We start from the raw sequence: 25,137 nt of genomic DNA on the forward strand, positions 1-25,137 counted from the left end.
CTTGCGGACATGGCTGCGCTTAGGGCGTAGCCTGCCGTTAGGTAGAAGCTGCGTACTTTTGTTGGGTTACGCGATCGCTAACCCAACCTACCTCTAATTTTTGACAGCAGCCAACAAGCCATTATGCTTAAGTAAAGCAGTTGTACTCGGTTCCCGACCCCGGAAGGCTTGAAAAACTTCCATTGGGTGTTTACTACCACCCATAGCTAACACCGTATCTCGGTAACGCCTACCAGTAGTGTGTATTGATTCTTCATCTTCTAAACCAGCTTCTTCAAAAGCAGCAAAAGCATCCGCACTCAGAACTTCTGCCCACTTATAGCTATAGTACCCAGCCGCATAACCACCTTCAAAAATGTGACCGAATGCACATAAAAAAGCATCTTCAGGCAGTGGTGGTAAAACAGTAGTAGTTTTAGCAATGCGTTGACGTACATCTACAGGAGTCTCATCACTACCAGGGCGATAATGGTAGTGTAGTTCCAGGTCTACACTGCTGAGGTGAACTTGGCGTAACATAGCCGAACCACTCATGTAATTACGGGCTGCTAAAAGCTTTTGATAATAATGTTCTGGTAGTGGTTCCCCTGTTTGATAGTGTTTAGCCATACCAAACAAAGTCAAGCGATCATAGCACCAGTTTTCCATAAATTGACTAGGCAATTCCACGGCATCCCATTCAACATTATTAATACCTGCCGCTCCAGTATAGTCCACCTTGGTGAGCATATGGTGTAAGCCATGTCCAAACTCGTGGAACAATGTTTCTACTTCATCAAAAGTCATCAAACTAGGCTTATCATCCACTGGGGGAGTTTGGTTACAAATCAAATAAGCCACAGGTAAGCGGATATTAGTTACACCTCGTTCTGTAATTTTGCTACGATGAATACAAGCATCCATCCAAGCACCACCACGTTTTTCCGCAGGACGACTGTAGGGGTCTAGATAAAAGTAGGCGATCGCATTACCGTATTTATCAGAGATTTTAAAATAACGTACATCCTCATGCCAAACTGGGGCTTGACCATCTGCTGGGGTAACAGTCACACCAAATAGCCGTTTAATCAGACCAAATAACCCATCTAGAACCTGGGGAAGAGGGAAATAAGGACGTAATTCCTCTTCAGTAAAAGCAAATTTTGCTTCTCTTTGACGTTCTGCCCAAAAGCTGATGTCCCAATGTTGCAAATTATCTGCTTCTACTGCTCCATGATATTTTGCAAAATATTTAAGTGCTTCTAAATCTTTAACAGCAGCATCATAACTAGCTTGGCGCAGTTCTTCTAACAGCTTTTCCACCGCTGGGACATTCTTAGCCATTTTACTAGCTAAACTGAGTTCGGCAAAATTTTCAAAGCCCAGTAACTCTGCCAGTTCTTGTCGTAACTGTAAAATACTTTCAATTAAAGGGTTGTTATTTAACTCCCCAGAGGAGGCACGGGTAATATAAGCTTTATATAATTTTTCCCGCAGATCCCGACGGGTACTGTGTTGCATAAAGGGAAAATAACTAGGAAAGTCTAATGTGATATGCCAAGGTCCATTTTCTGGGGTGGCCTGTTCTTCCCCTGCGATCCGAGCAGCTTGGGCAGCTAAACTGAGTAAGCTGCTGGGTAAACCGTCGATTTCTTCTTTAGTTGTTAAAACCAAGCTAAAGGCTGTGGTAGCATCCAAAAGATGATTAGAAAACTGGGTAGCCAGTTCTGCTAACTGCATTTGAATAACATTAAAACGCTCTCTTGCTTCTCCTTCCAAACCCACACCAGACAACTTTGCATCCCTAATAGCTGCTTCAACAATGCGTTGCTGGGCTGATTCTAAGGTTTCCCAGGTATCACTAGCACGGAGGGCTTTAAAAGCCTTGTAGATAGGTTTGCTTTGTCCCAGGGTGTTAATAAACTGCACTACTTGTGGTTGAACCTTCTGATATGCGATCCGTAAATCAGGACTATTTTGAACACCCATTAAATGGTTCAGTATACCCCAACTCCAATACAGCCTTTCTGTCAATTTTTCTAGAGGTTCTACTAAACCGCTCCAGGTAGGTTGTACATTAGCTTCTAATATAGCTAGTTGTTTATGTAATTCTGTTAACAAATGTTTAAATGCGGGTTCTACTTGCTCCGGTGTAATATCTGCAAATGGAGGTAGCCCAACGCCTTGGAGTAGGGGATTTTGAGAAATAGTAGCAGTTGCACTCATGGTTTTATGTTAGTAGCCAATCAATAGGCGGAACAACAATGACTTTTATTTATATAACTAATAATGTACCGTGACTACACAATTTAGCCTTGCTAGAATGGCATTCTTATCAATTCATAAAAATCAGCCAGAAAGCAGAAGCAAAATTTTTGCAGTAACTTATAAGGCATAGATAAGGCCTAGCTGGGTTTTTTGATGGTTTTCCATGGATAATTTACCATGATCAGTGTTTTACTATTTACAGCCTCATGAAAATTCTCCTTTCTGTTCTGTTTACACCTGTAGTTGTGTTGCTAACTTCTACAGACGTACTAGGAGCCATTAGAACAAAGACTATCGAATATAAACACGGCAACACAGTTTTAGAAGGTTATTTAGCTTATGATGACGCTATCAAGAGTAAGCGTCCAGGTGTGTTAGTGGTTCATGAATGGAATGGCTTGCAGTCTTATGCCAAACAACGGACTGAGCAGTTAGCAAAGCTAGGTTATGTTGCTTTTGCTGCTGATATTTATGGTAAAGGCGTGAGACCCAAAAATGCTCAAGAGTCAGCAGCACAGTCTACAATTTATCGCCAGGATCGGAAATTATTAAGGGAACGCGCCAATGCAGGTTTAAAAGTTTTAACTAATTTTTCTCTGACTGATAATAAACGCATTGCTGCTATTGGCTACTGTTTTGGTGGTGGTACAGTTTTAGAATTAGCTCGGAGTGGTGCGAATATCGCTGGTGTAGTTAGTTTTCATGGCAACCTCGACACCCCTAACCCGGAAGATGCGAAAAATATCAAAGCCAAGGTATTAGTTTTGCATGGTGCAGATGATCCTTTTGTGCCAAAAGAGCAACTTCAAGGTTTTGAAAATGAAATGCGTCAGGCTAGTGTAGACTGGCAATTAATATCTTATGGTGGTGCGGTTCATGCTTTCACCAATCCAGTCTATAAAGGTGAAATCAAAGGCGCACTGTATGACAAAAAAGCAGATCAGCGTTCTTGGCAGGCTATGAGACAATTCTTTGCGGAAATCTTTCGTTAAAAATCTTTAGACCTCATCAACAACCCGGTAGCTTGTCAAATCCGGGTTTTGAGACTTGTATAAACATATTAAGCTCTGAAAACATTGTGCCATAACTAAATATGTTGAATATTACTAAATCTTAGTGATAAGTGGCGATCGCTGGCTAAAGCCACAGGAAGAAACTGTATCAAATTTGGGAATTGATCACCAGAATAGCTTAAAAATAGCGGCTAACGCCTCACTTCAAAACTCCGCAATCCTTCTGGGTGTTCAGACTCAACTAGCACTTCCTTTACCACTGCCGCAGGTGGACCCGCATGACACCAGCGCACCATTTCTTCTACAATTTCTCTAGCACCCTCAAACACTGCTTCCACTCGACCATCGGGGAGATTTCGCACCCAACCCGTTAAGCCCAACTGGGTAGCAGTATCTACAGTGGCGTAGCGATAGCCCACCCCTTGAACTCGGCCAGTAATGAAAACATGGGCGCGGATTAGTTTTGGTAGTGGTGCAGTACTTTGCATAATTTAATCTTTTTTCAAATTCTTACTGTATAGTCATTTTGGCCTTGCTGCACTAATATTTTACGATTTCTAGTTGACTTTTGAACTAAACTGAGAATTTTAATTATTTTATAGTTCCTCCAAAAATTCTAGGACTTACGCAAGATTGAACTCAAAACCTGATTCTTGCGTAGGGGTAATTCATGAATTACCCCTACTTTCGCTCTGTTTTGCGTAAGTCCTGAATTCATTTTCTAGTTGTAACTGATAAATCATTCATCTGACTGCCAAGAGGCTAAACTTATTTCTAAGTAACTCAAATCAAAAAAACGTAATACCCAGATCTCCGATTTCTTTGATAAGTCAGGGCGCTATCTCCTGAGCATGAAATTATCTTTCGATGTTACTCACTTAGCAATACTACTCGGTTAACAATATAAAAGTTGTTAGTTTGTTTGGGCAAAGGTTAAAGGTTTTATCTTCCCCTTTCCCTCTTAACCGACAAGTATTGACTCGCTTGGTTTACAACTTCCCACTGACCACTGACAAATTTCAAATTGCTTATGTCTAACTTGCCACCACTCAACACAGAAACAATTTGGGCTATTATCAACGATACAATTGATGATACTACTGTTAACCAATTGGTATGGTATCACTTAGGTTATCGCTATGACTCTACAACTGAAACATGGGATACAACTCAAGCATCACCAGAATGGCGAGATGAATACCCACAACCTATAAATTTTCTTGATTCTCGTCCCGCAACTATGAAATTGACTCGTTCTATTCCCCAAGAGAACAAACAACTACTCAAAGAAAAGCTAGGTTTTAAAGGTTACAAAATCGGTGATTTTGGGCCTCGACAAACTCGTCGAGCAACAGCAGCAAATTGGTTATTAAGTTATATGCTGCTCACCACTGGAAAAATAGAGTAAGTTTTATAGTAGCTATTTAGTGAAAAAATACATACTTTTCACTAAATATCTGATGCTTTTAAAATTCCATTAATTAATTTTTTTATATAAAAAGACTATGTTTACACTAAATGCGTGAGTACTGAGCTTAGTTATATTTCATTTAGTCTAAAAAACACTAAACTAACAAAAAAAAATAATTTATCAAATATCTCATAAGTCAGATTACATACAAATTTAAATATTCCTCAAGACTGATTGTATTATTTTTTGTAACATCTGATAATATCTCTGTTTTCTATAATTATCAACAATTTCATGGCAAAGTCAATTGAATTTCAATTATTTGCTCCTTATAACAAAGGAGTCGCCTTAATTGGGTGTTTTTCTAATTGGCAAGAAATACCAATGGAAAAATGCGAAGATGGATATTTTCGGACAAATGTGGAATTAGCAGACGGAAGTTATAAATATAAATTCAAAGTTCAATCAAATTCTTGGTTTTTTGAAACAGAACAGTGGGTTGAGGTAACAGATCCCTACGCCACAAATATTGATGAAATGGGCGGGAAAGATAACGGTATTGTGAGAGTGAAAGATGGGGAGATTATTACTGATACCTATGTTTGGAGACATGATGATAAATACCTATCACCAGACCATGAATTAGTAATTTATGAAATGCACGTTGGGGATTTTTCTGGTGGAGAAGATGACCCCTTTGCCAGAGGCAAGTATAAACACGTAGTTGAAAAGTTAGATTACCTATCTGAATTAGGAATCAATGCTATTGAGTTGATGCCTATAAAAGAATATCCTGGTAGTTATAGTTGGGGTTATAATCCCCGCCACTTCTTTGCCACAGAATCTAGTTATGGTTCTACAGCAGATTTAAAAAATATGATTGACGAGTGTCATGCTAGAGGCATTCGTGTGATTATGGATGGAATCTTCAACCACTCAGAAGCATCGAGTCCCCTAACCCAAATTGACCATGACTATTGGTATCATCACTCTCCCCGTGATCCAGAGAATAATTGGGGACCAGAATTTAATTACGAACATTATGATGAAAATTTAGATACTTATCCAGCTAGAAAATTTATTGGTGATACAGTCAGATTTTGGATCGAAGAATATCATATAGATGGTATTCGCTATGATGCCGCCAGACAAATTGCCAACTACGATTTCATGCATTGGATTGTTCAAGAAACTCAAAAAACTGCTGGTGTTAAGCCTTTTTATAATATCGCTGAACATATTCCAGAAACCACGAGTATCACTAATCAAGATGGTCCAATGGATGGTTGCTGGCATGATAGTTTCCGGCACACAATTACAGTACATATTTGCGGTGATGTCTTTGATTTAGAAAATCTCAAAGATGTCATTGACTGTAAACGTCAAGGCTTCATGGGTACAACCAATGTTGTTAATTACTTAACTAATCATGACCATGATCATCTGATGGTTGAGTTGGCTAATCGGAATATTTTTGATGAAGAAGCTGTGAAACGGGCTAAGTTGGGAGCAGCTATTCTCATGACAGCCGTTGGTGTGCCTTTAATCTGGATGGGAGAAGAATTTGGTGAATATAAACCCAAACAACCTTCTTCATCAAAAATTGATTGGAATTTGCTAGGTAATGACCTAAATCGCAGCTTGTTTGATTACTACAAAGGTTTGATTAATCTGCGTAAAAATAATCATGCACTCTACACAGAAAATATTGATTTTATCCACGAGAATCCAGAAACAAAAGTTCTGGCTTATAGTCGATGGAATGATGAAGGTTCTCGTGTAGTAGTCGTGGCAAATTTATCTGATAAATTCCTAGCTGGCTACGAAATTACTAATTTTCCCTCTGGTGGTACATGGCATGAATGGACAGGTGATTATGATATAGAGGCAGGTGAAAATAGTATCATGACTGACTTAGGTTCTTACGAAGCTAAAGTATTTGTCTGGCAGAAATGAAATATTTTTACCTGAAATAGCATTTTAGTCATCTAGAATAGGGGGTAAATAACCCCCTTTATAAAGATAAAGCTTAAGATTTATAATTTGGATATCAATGGTAATTTGAATAAATATATACATAATTAAATAAATTAATAATATTGTTGAACTTCTATTAAAGAATCTTGTATTTTTGCTTAAAACTGTGTATAGTATTCGTTTACACAAAGAGAGCGTTACACAACTCTAGAGAGTTACACCATGATCAACAAATTAATTAACACGAATATTAAGAGTTCGCACGTTTTATTAACTCCCAATCAAGTCAAAGAAAAATTGCCTTTAAGCAAATCTGCTGAACAAACAATTTTGAAATCCAGACAGGAAATAGAACATATTCTTGATTTTCAAGATCACAGAAAATTTATTGTAGTAGGTCCTTGTTCTATTCATGATCCCAAAGCAGCGATGGAATATGCTGAAAAATTGAAAATTTTAGCAGATAAAGTTCATGATAAATTACTACTAATTATGCGGGTTTATTTTGAAAAACCTAGAACTACTGTAGGCTGGAAAGGACTAATTAATGACCCAGACATGGATGATTCTTTCCATGTTGAACGTGGGATTTTAATGGCCCGTAGTTTGTTATTAAAACTCGCAGAATTCGGATTACCCACAGCAACAGAAGCTCTTGATCCCATTATTCCTCAATATATTAGTGAATTGGTTTCTTGGTCAGCAATTGGAGCAAGGACAACTGAATCACAAACTCACCGAGAAATGGCTAGTGGTCTGTCCATGCCCGTGGGGTTTAAAAATGGTACAGATGGGAATATTAATGTAGCTTTGAATGCTCTCAAATCCGCTAGAACCCCACATAATTTTTTGGGAATTAATCAAAAGGGACAGGTAAGCGTATTTCAAACTAGAGGTAATCCTCATGGTCATGTGATTTTACGTGGTGGTCATCAGCCTAACTTTGATCCCGATAATGTTAAATTTGTAGAAGAACAATTAAAAGCCGCAAATTTACCACCGAGAATAGTGATTGATTGCAGTCATGGTAACACAAATAAAGACTATAAATTACAACCAGTTGTTTTAGAAAATGTGATTCAGCAAATAGTCGATGGTAATACTTCAATAGTGGGAATGATGCTGGAATCAAATTTATATGAAGGCAATCAACCGATTACGGGTAAACGTGAAGAATTACAATATGGTGTTTCAGTAACTGACAAATGTATTGCTTGGGAGGAAACAGAAAGAATTATTTTGGCTGCTCACGCGAAACTCAAGTGAAGTTATGAGTCAGGAGTCAACATGATAGTGAAAGTCTTATTTATTCTAGATTTTGAATTCTTGATTCTGAATACTTAACAACTAAGTAAATACCAGCAAGAATGTAGCAGAGGCGCAGATTATTGTTTCTGCGTAACTCTGCATTTCAAAATTACAAAATTGAGTCAATTTTTTGTAAATAAACATTGAAAAAATCCGTCTCCAATTCTAAAATCAAATCTTCAATTAAGCCTTTATGTTGAATAGAAACATTGTTATTCTTTTTAATCATTGCCATCGAACCATCTATTGCATCCCTTAACAAGATAATTTCCATTTCAGTGGGATTATCCAAAACGACAATATTACTACCTTGGTAAACCATTCCTTCTTGTTCTAAAATGTCTTCTGAATATTCAGCAATGAGTAAATCGAGTTGAGGATGACGCAACAAAGTTTGGATATTTTGATTATAATCCTGACTCAAAACTTTTTCGGAACGATTGACAAATATTCCCTCACGACACACAGCACCAATTTTCCATTGGGGATGTTTTAAGAGAATGTGATCAATTAGTGCTTGTAATGCGGTGAAAGTAATTTTATTAAAAGTGATAATTGGTATTTTGGCATCTTGAGCAGATTGAAAAAAGGTTGCTAAAATATGAGCAGGAACATCGACACTTGCACCAATAGCGGGGTTAAGATGCATTAAAATACCTGGTGCAGCGTTAATTTCTAAGATAGCAAAATTACCAGCCTGCCAAGATTGGGAAATATTTTTAGCAATGACATCAATACCCAAACAAGTGAGGCGAAAATGTTGGGCAATGTCTTGAGCTAAGATGATATTATCAGGGTGAATTTTATTTGTCGCATTAATACTGATACCACCAGATGATATATTAGCAACTTTGGAAAGATAAATAGTGCGATCGCGATCAATTATACTATCTAAATCTAATCTTTGTGCATCTAAATATAGTTCCATCGCTTCATCAATAACAATCTTACTCATGGGTGAGGTGGGTGTATCTCTTCGTTCCGATTTGCGATTTTCTCTCCTGATTAATTCTCTAATAGTTGAATAACCATTACCCACAACCGATGGTGGACGACGTTCTGTAGCAGCGACAAATTTACCGTTGACACAGAGTAAACGAAAATCCGTTCCTCTTATACTTTTCTCAACAATAACTCTGATTGATTCATCTTCTGGAATTGCTAATACTGCCAGATCATAAGCAGATTTCAACTCTCTAGAATTATGCACATTAGGGGTGACACCAATTCCTTTATGACCCGCAACAGGTTTAATTGCAACTGGGTAGCCAATTTCTCTAACTACATCTAAAGCTTCTGTTTCCGAAACTACAATATCACCCTTTGGCACTGGAAACCCCAACCGTTCTAAAAATTCTTTACAATCATCTTTGCGGGTAGTAAATTCGGAATCTAGATGACTATCAATATCAAAACTTGTTGCTACACCCCGCACCTGTTTTTTACCATAACCATATTGCATTAGTCCTTCTTCCCATAAATAGAAAGTAGGAATACCCTGTTGATATGCGGTTTGCCATAAAGCATACACTGTTGGCCCACCATAAACAGATTCCCGAAACTTATTTTGCAATTTAATTAACCGTTCCTCAAACGGGAAATACTCATCTTGAGTAATGCTTTCAAACCAATCCCAAACTAAGTAAACCACTGCTCTAGCTGTACGTTCATGTAGTGCTTGAATGCTAATCCGTACATAAGAGTGATATGGCTTGATACTCCAAAGATGAAGGTGTAAACCTATATCTAATTTGCCTACTTCCGAAACAACACGAGCAAATAAATCAGCATATAATTGATATGTTTGCTCGGCTAAATGAGGGTAAAAATCGCTAATAACGGCAATATAATCTTCAATTGGTAGCGGATCTCGATATTCAGTCAAAGCAAAATCAAATACTAGCGCACCTGTATCCAAATAAGGGTTTGGACCTATATAATACCTGAAGTTAAAAATATCAAATACATCAGTTCTTCTGGCATTGATGCGGACGACATCGGTGCTTTGCTCTTGAACCATTGATTTTCAATATATTTATAGACTTGACAATTTTTAAGCCTAGTTATCCCATCTTAACTTATTTCTATTATGGAGAATGTTCAGCTATCCTAAGGCATAATTTCAACTTAATTAAAGTTTCTTAAATCACTATCCAGAGAACAAAGATAAAAATAACACCTGGGAAAGAGGTAATGATCTTGCTTGTTGAATATAACAAAAACAGGTAATTAAGGATGCAGCGGAGTTATGAATAACACAGGGGCTGCTTTAAGAAATGAAGTTAGAGAACTTGCTGAAGAAGCATTTCACCGCAAGCTAATTTCAGGATATGGAGATGGACCAGATATTAACGAATACCAAATTGTTTACCAAGGAAAACCTAGACATATATCTTTAGAGCAAGCTCGTCTTTTCTTGATAGATTTAATATATAGGAGTACAATTTATTAATAAGGGCAGGCAAGACGCTCACCCCACAAGATTTTCAGATATATAGCAGAAGGCAATAAGCAATAGGCAATAGGCAAGAGTAAAACCCTTGTTATTCTTTGGTTTCAAGGACTAATCATGTCCTAATTATCCTGGCTACAGCTATAGATCCCCGGCTTCTTTAAGAAGTTGGAGATCTGGGTATGATGATTTTCATGATTGCCAAAACTGGAAATTACTGCCATTATTAGCTACAACAACCGCAGCTGCAAAATTATCTGCTGGTATTAACTCCCTCAATTCCCAATTTCCGGAAACAAGTAATTGAGCCGATTTTGTAGGTGTTAAATCAACTTCAATTTGTTCCAACTGAACTAAACCATCTCCAGTGGCTTTTAAATAAGCTTCCTTGCAAGTCCAGTAACGAAAAAATGCTTGTTCCTGTTGTTGAGGAGAAAGTAATTTAATTACTTCATATTCACTGGTTAAAAAGAACCGTTTAGCAAGATTTTCTAAATCCGACATCGGGCGAATATATTCTAAATCCACCCCGATTAATCGCTGATAACTTATCCCACACAAACCCAAATCTTGAGAATGTGACAAATTAAAAAACAGTCCAGAATTTGCAAACTTAGCTGCTAAAAGTGGCTTTCCTCGCTGTTGATAATCAAATTCTACCTGTGATGGTTCCACACCTAAATAGCGTCCTAAAATAGTACGAAGACTACCACGACCGATAATAAAACGTTGCCGATGTTCTGGAAAATAAAACCTTTCTGCACGGGCAAATTCATCACTAGATAAAGTTTTTTGGAAAGATTCTAGCTGTAATTCCGGCTGCTTCAGGTCTATTTTCCAGATATGCACATCACGCGACGACAAAATTAAATTTTGGGGTGCAGGTAACCAAATATGATTAAACTTATTCACAAGTAATTCAAAATTCAAAATTCAAAATTCAAAACAAACAAAGTCCACCTGCGTGGACTAGCAGAAATTCAACCCACGGAGGTGGGTTTTGTCTGTTTAGCTGCAATTTCTAATTGCTGATCAGACCTTTCTCCTATCCACTGTAAAATGCGATTCCAAGCCCACCACTGGTCAACGTCTTGAGCTTGACGCTGACACTTTTTACTACTTACATAACCTACATGACCACCGTAGGAGGTGAGTAACAAATCTATATCAGGATTTTTGGCACTAGCAGCTTTTAAATCAGTAACAATATCTGGATGAAATAAGGGGTCATCAGCAGCATAAAGAATCAAAGTTGGTTTTTGCAACTGAGGTAACAGATGTAAACCACTGCTGGCTTGGTAATATTCTTCCACAGAACTAAATCCTAAGCGTCCAATTACCAGTTCTTGATCAAATCCCCAAATGCTATTTGCTCTTGCAATTGCGGCGGGGTCAAAATAACCATGATGAGTATGATGTAGTTTCCAGGCCAGTTTTTTCAACTCCCCAGCAATGCGGGATTCTACGTATTTACCAAAAGGGTGTGTGACTAAATAAGTGAGCGATCGCAACGAATCCAAACTCGGACAAATCACCGCCCCACCAGCAATGTCAATATTTTTAATTTCCAAATCCGTAGCTGCTTTGATACCCCACAGCGCCAATTGTCCCCCTAAAGAATACCCTGTAAACCAGCATTTCGGGGGACAACCCATTGCTACAGCCTCTGCGGCAATTCTCACAAAATCTTCCCCTTCATACAAACCATCCGACGTTAAAGTTGGTGATAACTCCGCCGTTTTACCATGCGCTCGCCAATCGAAGAGAACCACAGCATACCCTTGAGCGTATGCCTTACGTCCTAACAATCTTAAAAACCATTGTTGCTCTAACTCACCAGTAATACCATAAGTGCCAATAATTGTGCTATGGGCATTTTTGGGGATAGCGACCCAACCAAAAATTGGCACATCCTGCCCCCCTGTAAATACGATCTGCTGATAAACTGGCTCTGGATGTGGAGTTGTACTTTCCCAATCACGTCCAGCCCACAAAGCAGTGTAAGCCGTCATAGCAGCGCCATTTCGCAAGAAATAGGGCGGATTGTAGGTAGAGTTACACACCATATATTAATTTTCGTGTAAATTAGTATTGTTTTCACAATCCTTTAATCTTAATATTTATGTTAGATTTAAAATCTTTTTACAATCGAAATAACAATCTTTGTATATCTCAAAGGTTCTTATTTATCCTTGAATAGAGTAGTCATAATTTTTTAAGAATGCCGAGGATTCTTGTCATAGACGATGACCCAGCGATTTCAGAACTTGTTGCCGTCAACTTGGAAATGGCTGGCTACGATGTTAGTCAAGCTGAAGACGGCATCAAAGGTCAGGCGCTGGCCCTCCAGCTACAACCCGACTTGATCATGCTTGATCTGATGTTGCCCAAAGTAGATGGATTTACCATTTGCCAACGATTGCGTCGGGATGAGCGCACCGCTGAAATTCCCGTCTTAATGTTGACGGCTTTAAGCCAAACCCAATATAAAGTTGAGGGTTTCAACGCTGGCGCAGATGACTACTTGACCAAGCCTTTTGAAGTGGAAGAAATGCTGGCGCGGGTGCGGGCTTTGTTGCGTCGGACTGACCGCATCCCCCAAGCAGCAAAGCACAGTGAAATTCTCAACTATGGCTCTCTTACCCTCGTTCCAGAAAGATTTGAGGCCATTTGGTTTGGTGAAACTGTGAAACTGACTCACTTAGAGTTTGAACTACTTCATTGTTTGCTTCAACGTCACGGTCAAACTGTTTCTCCCAGCGAAATTCTGCGAGAAGTTTGGGGTTATGATCCTGATGATGACATTGAAACTATTCGGGTGCATATTCGCCATTTGCGAACTAAACTGGAACCAGATCCTCGCCATCCTCGCTATATCAAGACAGTGTATGGCGCGGGATACTGTCTAGAGTTACCCAGTCTACCACCAGCAAGTGAGGGAACTACCGCTACATTGGTGGAGTGATATTTCAATCTACCTCATGATGATAGGGACGTAGCGATCGCGCTCTCAAGATACATCTCCGATTTTTTCAAAAAGTCGGGGATCTATCCCACATTAAGCACCCTCAACTGTCAAAGAAGAGGACAAGAAGGGGCTTGAAACAATGACTATTGCCCTTTGGCAAGAAATAATGGCTGAGAGAGAAACTGCTTATTTGTTGAGCAGTCCAGCCATGAAAGCGAGATTACTTACGGCTAGAAAACGTCAAGATGGAATTTCTTTGGAAGCAGCCTGTGAGAAACTTGGAATTTGATGCAGATGCTTTTGAGGACTTAGCTTGGTGGATCGAAAGTGATAGCGTAAGCGCTCCGTAGGAATCGTAAAAAAGCGTTAAAAATCATCAAACTGATTCGTGAAGTACAACGTAATCCATTTGAAGGTTCAGGACAACCTGAAGCACTAAAACACGATCTATCTGGCTGCTGGTCACGGCGGATCGATCAAGAACATCGTCTGGTTTATGAAGTCCTAGATGATAAAATCAGAATTCTCGCCTGTCGGTTTCACTACTGAAAATTGCTTTTGGAGATGTGTGGAAGAGCTATCGCCATACTAGAAATATAAATCTCATCTAGTAATGACAATCAAAGAATTGCTATCCATTTCACCTGTCACCTGTTACCTACTTCACTGGTTGCAGTTTTGTCACCTTGAGTTTAAAGTTACCAACACCAGTTTCTCCAAAAGATCGGACGCGAACTATGTAATTTCCTGTTTCGTTAATGCGGGTAAATAAGAGAGAGTTACTTGTACCATCGGGTCCATCATCATTTTCTGCCACTGTTGAACCATCAGGACCTAACAGTGTAATCATGGTGTCAAAGTTCTCCGATGACAAATCAATTGCTAAATTATCACCTTTGTTTAACTTGACTGTATAATCACGAGCAAATCCCCCTTGACCTGTGGGAATATCTTTGGCTGTTAATGTATCAGCAATTTCTGCACTACTATTTAAGGGAATAGGTTTATATAAATTATTTGGATTTTGAGCAAATCCTGTATTTATGCTTATGCCCATTGTCAGCATCGTCACAGGAAAGATAATGATTTTTATTAAAACCGTTGCAAACGCTTTATTCATAAATTGAAACAGTGTTCCCTTAAACACAGGGTATAATTGTGCTAATTATAGATTTTTCGGACACAACTTGCCCATCAACTCTGGACTGATCTATCTTTACCAGTCGTGGCCACAGCGGCTAAACCAAGTACAGAAATGCTACTTTGACGAAGTGTGTAGACAGCAGACTTGGCAGTTGCACCTGTAGTATAAATATCATCCACTAACAGCACTGGTGCATCTGGATGACGACTGCTAAAATCTGTTCCTATAGCAAAAGCATCTGTTAAGTTTTGTTCTCGCTCTGAACCGGATACACTAAACTGTGCTTTGGTGTCTTTGATTCTTGCTAAACCTTTTGATTTTAATTTTAACCCAGTTATTTCGCAGAATCCTTGGGCTATAAGTTCAGCTTGATTGTAACCTCTTTCCTGCCGCTTTTTGGTGTGGAGTGGTATCGGCACAATTACAGGTGGTTTATTCACTTTGGGGTAATTTAATAACCATGCTTCTCCTAAATACTGTCCTAAAAGCTGCCCGATTTCCGGGTGGTTTTCATATTTCATTGTCGCGATCGCTCTTTTTAATGTTCCTCTGTAACTTCCCCAAACAAACACCGATAATTCCTGTTTCCATAAGTAGTTAGGGTTTTTAAAATTACAGCTTTGTAATTGTTTAGCGCAATATTGACAAATTCGCTCTGGCGTGCTGCGCTGACAGATAGGGCAATTGCTTTGTAGAAAAAGATTAAGTAAATTTTTAAACATGGTAATTGGTAATTGGTAATTGGTAATTTTTATTCCCAGTCCCCATTCCCTATTCCCTAAGATATTTCACATACACGCGATCGCACCTTTTTGTTTCTACATCTGTAGCGGGGATGTAACCATTATTCTCATAAAGTTGCACTGCTTCTTTTAAAACGCTGGCAGTTTCAATCCAAATTTGCTTAAACCCGCGTTTAGCTATGGCTAATTCTAACTGCTGTAACAAATATTTCCCTAAACCTAAACCTCTAATATTGGGTGAAAGATACATTTTACGGATTTCTACAGCTTTTTCACCTCGTTGGATCGGATAATATGCCCCCGTACCTACTATTTGATTTTCGTGTTCAATTACCCAAAATTCGCCACCTTTAACTAAGTAAAATTCCTCAACTTGCAACACATCTCTATCAGCCCCCTCAGCTTCCCAACCTAAGCCATATTCTGATAATACAGAACTAATTATCGCTGCGGCTGATATGCGGTCTTTTTGATCCCAATTACGAATGATAAAATTTTGGTAATATTCTTTCATTACTTATGTTTAAATTTAAACTATAGTTATATAATATACTTAAAATTTTCTTGCTTTGCACTTATGAGCTAATATAAATCTAAAATTCCTTCTGCTCAACAGTTGCAAATCTTAAAATAATTGATACACTTGTTCTTTCAGCCCAGTTAACGGTTAACCAGCGCCCATAATGGTGCATATTAAGCGCGTTGAACTTACTAACTTCAAATCCTTCGGTGGTACAACTTCTGTCCCTCTGCTGACGGGGTGTACTGTCATATCTGGTCCTAACGGTTCGGGTAAATCAAATATTCTTGATGCGTTGCTGTTTTGCTTAGGCTTGTCTAGTTCTAAGGGAATGCGGGCTGAACGTCTACCGGATTTGGTGAATAATAATCAAGTCGCTAAAGGTCGTAATGCTATTGAAGCGAGTGTAACGGTAACTTTTGATATTTCGGATATTGTCTCACGCAGAGGCGCAGAGGCGCAGAGTGAGGAAGGGGAGGAAGTAGGGGAAGCAGGGGAAGCAGGGGAAGAGGAAGAAAATCCAAAATCCGCAGAGTGGAGTGTTACTCGACGTTTACGGGTTAATTCTCAGGGTGGTTATACGTCAAATTATTATATTAATGGTTCTCCTTGTACTTTGACGGAGTTGCATCAGGAGTTGGAGGATCTCAGAGTTTATCCTGAAGGGTATAATGTGGTGTTGCAGGGAGATGTAACTAGCATTATCTCGATGAATGCGCGGGAACGTCGAGAAATTATTGATGAGTTGGCTGGTGTTGCTGCGTTTGATCGTAAGATTCATCAAGCTAAAGGAACGTTGGATGAGGTAAAGGAGAAAGAAGATAGTTGTCGCATTATTGAGGGTGAGTTAACTCTTCAACGCGATCGCCTTTATCAAGATAAGCTAAAAGCGGATAAATATCGTCAACTGAAAAAGGAGTTTCAAGAAAAGCAATCTTGGGAAGCTGTGTTATCATGGCGTTCTCTCCAAGCAAAGCAGGAAAATTTAGTAGCAGATATTCAAAGTGGTGATGTTTCTTTTACTCAACTTTCTGATAATTTAACCGCTGTTAATAAGAATATTGATGAACAAAGTACGGCTCTTGATGCTCTTAATGCTCGTGTAAAATCATTGGGTGAAGATGAGCTTTTGGCGGTTCAGTCTACTTTTGCAACCCAAGAAGCGGAACGAAAGCAACTTCAACGTCAACAAGGTGAGATAGAATCTCATTTACAAGAAACTACTAAACGGTTAAATCAAACTCAGCAAGAGATACAACAATATCAAGTTTCTCTACAACAAGCTGCACAACAACAAAATATAGAAAGGTTGCAATTAACGTCTTTACAAAGTGACCGTAACCAAACACGAGAAAATTTAGAAACTTCTCGTCAAGCTGCTGCGGAAATTGCTACTGCTTCGGAAGCTTGGGTACAACAACAAACGGCTTTAAATCGCCAAATTGAAACTTTACTGCAAACTCTTGAACCTCAAAGAACTGAACAAGCACAACTGAGAGAAAGAAATTCTCAGCTACAGCTACTTATTGAGGAAGAATGTCAGATAATCGCTAGTTTAGAACCGCAATTGGCAGAAAAACAAGCTGAATGCGAAAATTTAGAAGCTGAGTTTAACGCTTCTAATACACCTATTCAAAATTTAGCAGAGAATTTAGCAGCGACGGAACAGGAATTACAACTGCAACAAGATACTCAAAAACGCTTGTTACAAGAACAGCGAGAAAAACAACGTCAGTTAGATAAACTGGAAGCGCAAACCCAAGCACAGCAAGAAGTTCAAGGTACTCAAGCAAGTAAGGTAATTATTCAATCTGGTTTACCTGGTTTGTGTGGGTTGGTGGTAGATTTGGGTAAGGTTGAATCTCGCTATCACTTAGCTTTAGAAACTGCTGCGGGTGCAAGATTGGGACATATTGTGGTAGAAGATGATCGGGTTGCTGCTGCGGGGATTGAGTTGTTAAAACAAAAACGTGCGGGGAGAGCGACTTTTTTACCGTTGAACAAAATTAAAGCGCCGAAATTTACCCCAGATTTAACTTTGCGTTATGTTGACGGTTTTGTAGAATATGCGATGAATCTGGTAGAGTGCGATCGCCGTTATCAAGAAGTTTTTAAGTATGTTTTCGGTAATACGGTGGTTTTTGCAACTCTCGAACAAGCGCGAAAACAAATCGGACTTTATCGCATTGTCACCCTGGATGGGGAATTATTAGAGACTAGCGGTGCGATGTCTGGGGGAAGTAATACTCAGCGTTCGGCGTTAAAATTTGCTACAGGGGAAGTTAAGGAATCTGAAGAAGTTATTAATTTAAGGACGCGGTTAGGAGATATTGAGAGAGTTTTAGAACGTTGTGCAGAAGCTATTACTAATTTATCTAGTCGTAGTAAACAGCTTTCTTTGGAATTAACGGAAGCAAGACAAAGCAAAAGAGAACAACAGTTATATTTAGAGCAGTTAAAAAAAGATATTAAAAGTTTAACCGCGCAGTTAGAAAATACTCGCGCTCAGTTATCCCAAAATAACGGAAAATTCAACAATGCTCAAACTCGGTTAGAAGTTTTGGATCGGGAATTACCAGGACAGGAAAATCAACTGCAACATTTACGACACACTTTAGCTGAGTTGGAATCTTCTCAAACTCCTAGTGAATGGCAGGAAATCCAAGCTACCATTAAAATTCAGGAGCAGCAATTACAACAAAAAGAAACTGCTGTTAGGGAAGTAGAACAAAGATTGCAAAATCTTGAAAATCAACAACAACGTTTACAAGAAAAAATTACCGAATCAGAGACGCGAGTTATTGAATATCAACAAGAACAAGCAACAGTTAGCATTCAACAGTCAACCGTTAACAGTCAGCTTTTAGAACTCAACACCCAAATTACCGCAACTCAAGCTAGTTTACGGGAACTTGAGCAAAATTTAGGTGAAGAGAAAAAGAAACGAGATGCAACAGAACAGGAAGTGCGATCGCTATTATTGCGTCAACAACAATTAAAATGGGAACTTGAGAAACTGCAAGAAACCCAAGAAAAACGCAGAGAAGACTTAACCGCATTAAAAATAAATCTGCAAACTTTAGCAGCAGACTTACCCAGTCCTTTACCGGAAGTACCGGATAAAGTTGATTTAGAAGAATTGCAAAAAGAACTACGCAGTTTAGGCAAACGCTTACAGGCAATGGAACCTGTAAATATGTTAGCTTTGACTGATTATGAAATAGTAGAAAGTCGTTTACAAGAACTTACCCAAAAATTACAAACCTTAGAAGGGGAAAGAACCGAATTATTATTAAGAATTGAAAACTTTACCACCTTACGTCAAACCGCATTTAAAGAAGCTTTCGACGCAGTTAATGAGAACTTTCAATCAATTTTTGCCACCTTATCAGACGGTGACGGTTATTTACAACTGGATAACCCAGAAGACCCCTTTAACAGCGGTTTAAACCTAGTCGCACACCCCAAAGGAAAACCCGTACAGCGTCTAGCTTCCATGTCTGGGGGAGAAAAATCTTTAACTGCATTAAGTTTTATTTTCTCACTGCAAAGATATCGCCCATCACCGTTTTATGCTTTTGATGAAGTTGATATGTTTTTAGATGGCGCAAATGTGGAAAGATTAGCGAGAATGATTAAACAGCAAGCTGAACAAGCACAGTTTATTGTTGTGAGTTTGCGTCGTCCGATGATAGAATCAGCACAGAGAACAATTGGTGTAACTCAAGCTAGAGGTGCATATACTCAAGTTTTGGGGATTAAATTGAAATCATCTGACCATTGAATTAGTTTAGAATAACTAAGAGAGCGATCGCAAAAGATCAATAATTATTTATTCACTAGAGTAAAGTTACCCAAAATATTAGCAAAAATATAGTTTTATTTAAAATTAGGAGAAGTAAATGGAAGGTAAAAGATTTATTCATAAAATCAAATTACAAAACTTTCTCTCCTATGGAAGTGAAGGGGAAGAAACTGAATTACAACCTCTAAATGTGTTAATTGGACGTAACAGTGCAGGGAAATCTAATTTAATAGAAGCTATTAGTATTTTAAAAGCAACACCCACAGATTTACCAGCACCATTTCGTCAAGGTGGAGGTATTAATGAATTTTTATGGAAAGGTGAGGGAAGTAATTCTATAGCTAATATAGACGTTATATTAAATTATTCAGAAAGACACAGAAACAATCTACATTACAAATTAAGCATAACAGAAGTAGGACAAAGATTAGAATTAGTAGATGAATTTCTGGAAAATGAACAAGCTTATGAAGGACAGGAAGATGTCTATTTTTATTATCGTTATCAAAATGGTCGTCCGGTTTTAAATATTAATAAAATTACAGATGATAGTGAAAGATTTAAAAGAACTCTTCGCAGAGAAGATTTAATTTTAGATCAGTCAGTTTTATCTCAAAGAAAAGATCCTGACTTATATCCTGAACTTTCTTATGTAAGTACAGAATTTCATAAAATAGGTTTATATCGTCATTGGCAAATGGGACGAAATTCAGAACCAAGAAATGCCCAAAAAACGGATTTACCTGAACATCCTTTATTGGAAGATGGCAGTAATTTAGGTTTATGTTTAAACAACTTAAAATATAAATTGGGTCTTAGAAAAACTATTGAATATCTAGAAAAGTTCTATGAAGAAGCCGAGGACGTAGATGTAAGAATATATGGTGGTACAGTACAAATATTTATTCGGGAAAAAGGGTTAATTCAACCAATTCCTGCAACTCGTTTATCTGATGGAACACTGCGTTATTTGTTTTTAATGGCTTTACTTTTAGATCCTACTCCACCACCACTAATTTGTATTGAAGAACCAGAAATAGGTTTACATCCAGATATTTTACCAACTATTGCAGAATTGTTAATTGAAGCATCACAAAGAACCCAATTAGTTGTAACTACTCATTCTGATGCTTTGGTTTCTGCGTTGAGTGAATATCCTGAATCTGTGGTAGTTTGTGAAAGAGATAATACAGGAACTCATTTGAGGAGATTAGAACCTGGTAAACTGAAAGATTGGTTAGAAAATTATACTTTAGGTGATTTATGGCGGATGGGTGAAATAGGGGGAAATAGATGGTAAAAGAAATTAGAATTTATATAGAAGGTGGTGGAGATAGTACAAGAACTTTATCTGCACTTAGAGCAGGATTCAGTAAGTTTTTTAAAAAATTGCTAGATACAGTAATAAGTGAAAACTTTACACTGAATATAACTATGTGTGGGAAGAGAAATGATGCTTTTCGTGACTTTAAAATTGCTTTAAAATCTCATTCTGATGCTTTTAATATTTTGCTGGTTGATGCAGAAGCACCTGTCACAAAAGATTCTCCTTGGGAACATTTAAAATTAAGGGATAACTGGGATAAACCAGCAGGAGTTGATGATGATAACTGCCATTTGATGGTACAAACAATGGAAGCGTGGTTTATTGCGGATATTGCAACTCTGAAAGAATTTTATGGACAAGGTTTTAAAGAAAATGGTATTCCCAAAACTAATAATGTGGAAACTATTCCAAAAGATAATTTAGAACGTATTCTCAAAACTTCCAGTGGTAAAACTACCAAGGGTGAATATCACAAAATCAAGCACGCCTCTAAACTATTAGAATTGTTAGATGTCACTAAGGTTCGTCAATCTTCCCCTTATTGCGATCGCCTATTTAATACTCTAAAATCAAGAATCCGATATTTACCAGATGAATAATAGCCTAGTGCTTTTCCTAGTGGCGTAAGCCATACCCTAGCAATTCTTACGGAAATACTACAAATTAACTCCTTTTTCTGCTAGTAACTGTCTTAATTTAGCTAATTCTGCTTCTGCTAAATCTGCACGCTGCTTTTCCTGTTCTGCACGCTGCTTTTCTTGTTCTACAGGTGTAGGCAACCAATTATTATCTCGATCATACCAACGTAGCCACGATCTGGTTAATCCCTGATATTCTCCATGCCATAACCCTAAACCCAGTTCTGCTTCTTCTAACCATACTCCTAGTCCATTTATTGACAAAGGTTGATAACGACTCATTACCAACCCAAAACAATTAAACTCATCTGTATAACGGTTATAAACAAAATAATAGGGGATTCTCAGGATTTGTTCATAAACTGACCATTTATTAGGAGGTTGATTAACTTCCCGTAAATTTCTGCCTAAATCCTCTGCTTCTGTACCAGGTGATATCAATTCTATAGCCACGAAAGGATTTATTCCTTCCTGCCAAGTGACGTAGCTTAATCGGAGTTCTGTTTGTTGATAAAATCGAGACACCCCCAATACTGCAAACCAATCTGGGCGTTTATACCATTGGGGATGGAGGGGATCATAATATAAGTTTAAATCACTACCTGTAAATATATTATCTTCAGTGTATGTAGGAGGACGAAACGTAAGGCGTAATAATTCTGGTTGTAATAGGTGAAATTCATCTGGCAACCCTGGTTCCTCCTGGTTTTCACTAGGTAAATCATACATGGTTGGCAATGCTTCTTGAGGAGATAATGGTGGATTTATTTGATACATGATTAATTAGCTCCCTGCGTTAGCGTCGCTGATTGAGGATATCGCTCTCTCAAAATCATCTTCAGTATTATATAAGAAATCAGTTAGAAATTACAACATCACATTCAGTACAGCAATGAATAATCTGGGATGTGCTAATACTTGGCAAACAGAGGCAGAAACTGTCACCACCATTATGAACGGGAATGATCACCGAAATTGATAGCTCTGTTAGCAAATTCATTTTTATTTGCCTATGCTGTATTCAGCTTTCAGTTTGATTTTTTCCCTACAACGCTATCGTCCATCCCCATTTTATGCCTTTGACGAAGTAGATATGTTCAGGACTTACGCAAACAGAACCAAAGTAGCGGTAATTCATGAATTACCACTACGCCAGAATAAGGTTTTTAGTCAAATCTTGCGTAAGTCCTAATGTTTTTAGATGGGGCAAATGTGGAACGATTAGCTAGAATGATTAAACAACAGGCACAACAAGCACAGTTTATTGTTGTGAGTTTGCCTCGTCCGATGATAGAATCAACCCAGCGTACAATTGGGGTGACTCAAGCCAGAGGTGCTTATACTCAAGTTTTGGGTATTAAGTTAGGTGACAGGTGACAGGTAAGAACTTTACCAATTACCCATTACCCATTAGCAATTCCTGATTACCGATTACCAATCACCTTGATTTTCTGTTAAAAATAGTTTATAGATAAACCGGATTCGAGATTGCCTACGGCACGCTAAGCGAACAGGACTCCGTATATAATGACCTCCGAACAAGTAATTAGACGTTCCGATATATTAAACACCCAGGTAATCACCCGCGATAATGGCAAAAGGCTAGGTATCGTCAGTCAAATCTGGGTTGACATTGATCAAAGAGAGGTTGTGGCGCTTGGTTTGCGAGACAGCCTAATCTCTATCTCTGGTCTGCCTCGCCAAATGTATCTTAACAGTATCAACCAAATCGGGGATGTCATCCTGGTTGATAACGAAGATGTCATAGAAGATATTGAAGTCGAATCCCTCAGCAACTTGATGAACTGGGAAGTCATCACCGAAACAGGGGAAGTATTAGGCAGGGTCAGAGGCTTTAAGTTCAATGGCGAAACTGGTAAAATTTACTCTATAGTCATCGCCTCCTTGGGAGTACCCCAAATACCCGACCAATTTTTGAGTACCTACGAAATCTCAATAGAAGAAGTCGTCAGCACTGGTCCGAGTAGATTAATTGTTTTTGAAGGTGCCGAAGAACGAGTCAACCAGTTAACAGTCGGCGTTTTAGAACGGCTGGGTATTGGTAGAGCGCCCTGGGAAAGAGACGCAGAAGAAGAATATGGTTATTCTGCACCCCGCACCGTTTCCCCAGCGAACCAACTACCCAGCGGAGTACCTTTACAACCACCTAAGCCCAAAGTTCGCACTCCTGAACCCGTAGCACGGGAAGAGGAAGAATGGACTGAAGACTATATAGAAGAAGAAAGACCACAACGTCGGGTTATGCAAGCCCGTTCCTACGAATCGATACAATACGAAGAGGAAGAAGAAGATAACTGGAGTGAGGCCACGAGTCAAGATAGATATCAAGCACCACCCAAAAAATACGAACCCCAGCCCTATAGCAAAGCATACTCTGATGACTACGACGATTATGATGATGTAGAAGGCGATGCTTGGGAAGATGTACCGAAACCTGTGAATATTCCTAAGAAAGTCAAGGAAAGACAGGTGGAATACGAAGAAGAAGGCGGATATTAAGTTTTGTAAACGTTTTGTAAACCCCCTCTACCAAGAGTAAGAGGGGGTTAATTAACATCAGCCTAAAAGGTAAAAATTACAAAGGTTTTGAATTCCAAATTTGGCGCTCAATTTTCCAGATCCTTGCTCTTTTTTAATTAACCATAAAGCCCTCAACTTAACTTGTCTAGTAGATGGTCTGCCATCCTTGGGACGAATAATTTACAAGCTATTAGCGGTCAGTAAGATTATTAAACAATCAGCAATGAACAAGGATTCAGGTCTTACTGATTAGCCCCAAACCGGGAGACATCTCCGTTATAAGTAGTCCTGTCAGGCATCAGCGAATTAAACAAATCAGCGCCATAGAACTTGGATTCCCGTAGAATCGCATCTGATAACCTGGTATTTCTCATGTAGCTACTGGAAAAATCTGCTTTCGATAAATTGGATCGAGAAAGAATTGCTCCTCTAAGCTTTGCATTTTTCACCACGGCATTAGACAAATCTGCATCAGAGATAATAGCCTCTGTGAGATCTGCATTGGTTAAATCCGCGTTCAACAACGTTGTCTTATTCATGAGGGCGTTATACAAATCTGCCTGGGAAAGATTAGCTCCTGATAGATTGGCTTCCGCGAAGTTAGTACCCATCAGAATACCTTCTGACAGATTGGCTTCAGTTAGATTGGCTCCATCAAGCTTTGCATCATTGAGTAGCGCACCAGAGAGATTGGCTTTGGACAGATTTGCCCCACTGAGTGCGCTGCCATATAAATCTCTATTCGATAGATCTGCTCCCGATAGATCGCAGTTAACACAGGCGTTTGTGATCAGCAACTTTTGGTAATCTGTCGCAACAAAAGCGTTAGCAGGCAAACTAAATATGGTGAAGCTAATGATAATAGAGAGGGCGATGCTAGAAAGTCTACGAAACCAAGATGTAATATTCATATTCGTCCTTAAAATTGTGAATTTTTGCAATTGTGTCAGTATCAAAGATGGGTCTTTTTTTTAGAGGTTGGGTGAGGTGGAGCTAAACATTGTTAAGCCCTACCCAAAATGACTGTTAGCCTCATGAAGACA

22 protein-coding genes and 1 pseudogene are annotated in these 25,137 nt (G+C 38.6%); 13 read left to right on the forward strand and 10 right to left on the reverse strand.

The features are described from left to right. Positions 1–93: 93 nt before the first annotated feature. On the reverse strand, positions 94–2,205 hold the full coding sequence (locus tag H6G06_RS15995; RefSeq protein ID WP_190561812.1) for a M3 family metallopeptidase: 2,112 nt from the start codon (positions 2,203–2,205) through the stop codon (positions 94–96). Positions 2,206–2,453: 248 nt separating this feature from the next. On the opposite strand from H6G06_RS15995, the gene H6G06_RS16000 reads away from it, so the two are divergent. Further along, on the forward strand, positions 2,454–3,239 hold the full coding sequence (locus tag H6G06_RS16000) for a dienelactone hydrolase family protein (protein WP_190561814.1): 786 nt from the start codon (positions 2,454–2,456) through the stop codon (positions 3,237–3,239). 212 nt (positions 3,240–3,451) lie between these two features. Here the strand turns inward: H6G06_RS16000 and H6G06_RS16005 are convergent, their stop codons facing one another. Next, positions 3,452–3,748 carry an acylphosphatase gene (locus tag H6G06_RS16005; protein ID WP_190561816.1) on the reverse strand — a complete coding sequence of 99 codons (297 nt, stop codon included), beginning with the start codon at positions 3,746–3,748 and terminating at the stop codon, positions 3,452–3,454. Positions 3,749–4,290: 542 nt separating this feature from the next. Here H6G06_RS16005 and H6G06_RS16010 point away from each other — a divergent pair. From H6G06_RS16010 to H6G06_RS16020, 3 genes are all read left to right on the forward strand, one after another. Continuing rightward, entirely contained in the window at positions 4,291–4,668 is a 378-nt protein-coding gene (locus tag H6G06_RS16010) for a DUF1823 family protein (RefSeq protein WP_190561818.1), read from the forward strand. A gap of 297 nt (positions 4,669–4,965) precedes the next feature. After that, positions 4,966–6,627 carry an alpha-amylase family glycosyl hydrolase gene (locus tag H6G06_RS16015; protein ID WP_190561820.1) on the forward strand — a complete coding sequence of 554 codons (1,662 nt, stop codon included), beginning with the start codon at positions 4,966–4,968 and terminating at the stop codon, positions 6,625–6,627. A 243-nt stretch (positions 6,628–6,870) separates the two neighbouring features. After that, complete coding sequence (locus tag H6G06_RS16020; RefSeq protein ID WP_190561822.1) at positions 6,871–7,914, forward strand: 3-deoxy-7-phosphoheptulonate synthase; 1,044 nt, start codon at positions 6,871–6,873, stop codon at positions 7,912–7,914. A 151-nt stretch (positions 7,915–8,065) separates the two neighbouring features. Here H6G06_RS16020 and H6G06_RS16025 read toward each other — a convergent pair whose 3' ends face one another. After that, complete coding sequence (locus H6G06_RS16025; protein WP_190561824.1) at positions 8,066–9,976, reverse strand: ATP-binding protein; 1,911 nt, start codon at positions 9,974–9,976, stop codon at positions 8,066–8,068. Between the two features lie 228 nt (positions 9,977–10,204). Between H6G06_RS16025 and H6G06_RS16030 the strand changes: the two genes are divergently transcribed. Then, complete coding sequence (locus H6G06_RS16030; RefSeq protein ID WP_190561826.1) at positions 10,205–10,408, forward strand: hypothetical protein; 204 nt, start codon at positions 10,205–10,207, stop codon at positions 10,406–10,408. Positions 10,409–10,600: 192 nt separating this feature from the next. Here the strand turns inward: H6G06_RS16030 and hetI are convergent, their stop codons facing one another. Next, complete coding sequence (gene hetI, locus H6G06_RS16035; protein WP_190561828.1) at positions 10,601–11,320, reverse strand: 4'-phosphopantetheinyl transferase HetI; 720 nt, start codon at positions 11,318–11,320, stop codon at positions 10,601–10,603. Positions 11,321–11,388: 68 nt separating this feature from the next. Beyond that, on the reverse strand, positions 11,389–12,474 hold the full coding sequence (locus H6G06_RS16040) for a YheT family hydrolase (protein ID WP_190561830.1): 1,086 nt from the start codon (positions 12,472–12,474) through the stop codon (positions 11,389–11,391). Between the two features lie 155 nt (positions 12,475–12,629). On the opposite strand from H6G06_RS16040, the gene H6G06_RS16045 reads away from it, so the two are divergent. From H6G06_RS16045 to H6G06_RS27450, 3 genes are all read left to right on the forward strand, one after another. Then, a complete protein-coding gene (locus tag H6G06_RS16045; RefSeq protein ID WP_190561833.1) occupies positions 12,630–13,373 on the forward strand; it encodes a response regulator transcription factor in 744 nt (247 codons plus the stop codon). A 142-nt stretch (positions 13,374–13,515) separates the two neighbouring features. Then, complete coding sequence (locus H6G06_RS16050) at positions 13,516–13,665, forward strand: prevent-host-death protein (protein WP_190561835.1); 150 nt, start codon at positions 13,516–13,518, stop codon at positions 13,663–13,665. Positions 13,666–13,760: 95 nt separating this feature from the next. Next, entirely contained in the window at positions 13,761–13,925 is a 165-nt protein-coding gene (locus H6G06_RS27450) for a Txe/YoeB family addiction module toxin (protein WP_338422948.1), read from the forward strand. Positions 13,926–14,034: 109 nt separating this feature from the next. Here H6G06_RS27450 and H6G06_RS16060 read toward each other — a convergent pair whose 3' ends face one another. The 3 genes from H6G06_RS16060 to H6G06_RS16070 all read right to left on the reverse strand — a co-directional run bounded on the left by H6G06_RS16060 (position 14,035) and on the right by H6G06_RS16070 (position 15,777). Further along, positions 14,035–14,496: a PPC domain-containing protein gene (locus H6G06_RS16060; protein WP_190561837.1), complete on the reverse strand. Its 462-nt coding sequence runs from the start codon at positions 14,494–14,496 to the stop codon at positions 14,035–14,037. 74 nt (positions 14,497–14,570) lie between these two features. Further along, a complete protein-coding gene (locus H6G06_RS16065; RefSeq protein ID WP_190561839.1) occupies positions 14,571–15,242 on the reverse strand; it encodes a ComF family protein in 672 nt (223 codons plus the stop codon). Positions 15,243–15,291: 49 nt separating this feature from the next. Then, complete coding sequence (locus H6G06_RS16070) at positions 15,292–15,777, reverse strand: GNAT family N-acetyltransferase (RefSeq protein ID WP_190561841.1); 486 nt, start codon at positions 15,775–15,777, stop codon at positions 15,292–15,294. A gap of 169 nt (positions 15,778–15,946) precedes the next feature. On the opposite strand from H6G06_RS16070, the gene smc reads away from it, so the two are divergent. The 3 genes from smc to H6G06_RS16085 all read left to right on the forward strand — a co-directional run bounded on the left by smc (position 15,947) and on the right by H6G06_RS16085 (position 21,514). After that, on the forward strand, positions 15,947–19,567 hold the full coding sequence (smc, locus tag H6G06_RS16075) for a chromosome segregation protein SMC (RefSeq protein WP_190561842.1): 3,621 nt from the start codon (positions 15,947–15,949) through the stop codon (positions 19,565–19,567). Positions 19,568–19,685: 118 nt separating this feature from the next. Next, entirely contained in the window at positions 19,686–20,888 is a 1,203-nt protein-coding gene (locus H6G06_RS16080; protein ID WP_190561844.1) for an AAA family ATPase, read from the forward strand. Further along, complete coding sequence (locus H6G06_RS16085) at positions 20,882–21,514, forward strand: DUF4276 family protein (protein WP_190561847.1); 633 nt, start codon at positions 20,882–20,884, stop codon at positions 21,512–21,514. Before H6G06_RS16080 ends, H6G06_RS16085 begins: the two co-directional genes overlap by 7 nt. Before the next feature lie 57 nt (positions 21,515–21,571). Here H6G06_RS16085 and H6G06_RS16090 read toward each other — a convergent pair whose 3' ends face one another. Beyond that, positions 21,572–22,330, reverse strand: coding sequence for a Uma2 family endonuclease (locus H6G06_RS16090; protein ID WP_190561849.1), 759 nt, complete (start codon positions 22,328–22,330; stop codon positions 21,572–21,574). A 244-nt stretch (positions 22,331–22,574) separates the two neighbouring features. Between H6G06_RS16090 and H6G06_RS28145 the strand changes: the two are divergent. Continuing rightward, positions 22,575–22,930: pseudogene (locus tag H6G06_RS28145) on the forward strand (hypothetical protein); the annotation flags it as partial. 150 nt (positions 22,931–23,080) lie between these two features. Continuing rightward, the gene (locus H6G06_RS16105) at positions 23,081–24,073 is read left to right on the forward strand and encodes a PRC-barrel domain-containing protein (protein ID WP_190561855.1); all 993 of its coding nucleotides are present in this window, start codon (positions 23,081–23,083) and stop codon (positions 24,071–24,073) included. Between the two features lie 263 nt (positions 24,074–24,336). Here H6G06_RS16105 and H6G06_RS16110 read toward each other — a convergent pair whose 3' ends face one another. Further along, entirely contained in the window at positions 24,337–25,005 is a 669-nt protein-coding gene (locus tag H6G06_RS16110) for a pentapeptide repeat-containing protein (protein WP_190561857.1), read from the reverse strand. Positions 25,006–25,137 lie beyond the last annotated feature (132 nt).

This window comes from Anabaena sphaerica FACHB-251 (assembly GCF_014696825.1).
Taxonomy (GTDB): domain Bacteria; phylum Cyanobacteriota; class Cyanobacteriia; order Cyanobacteriales; family Nostocaceae; genus RDYJ01.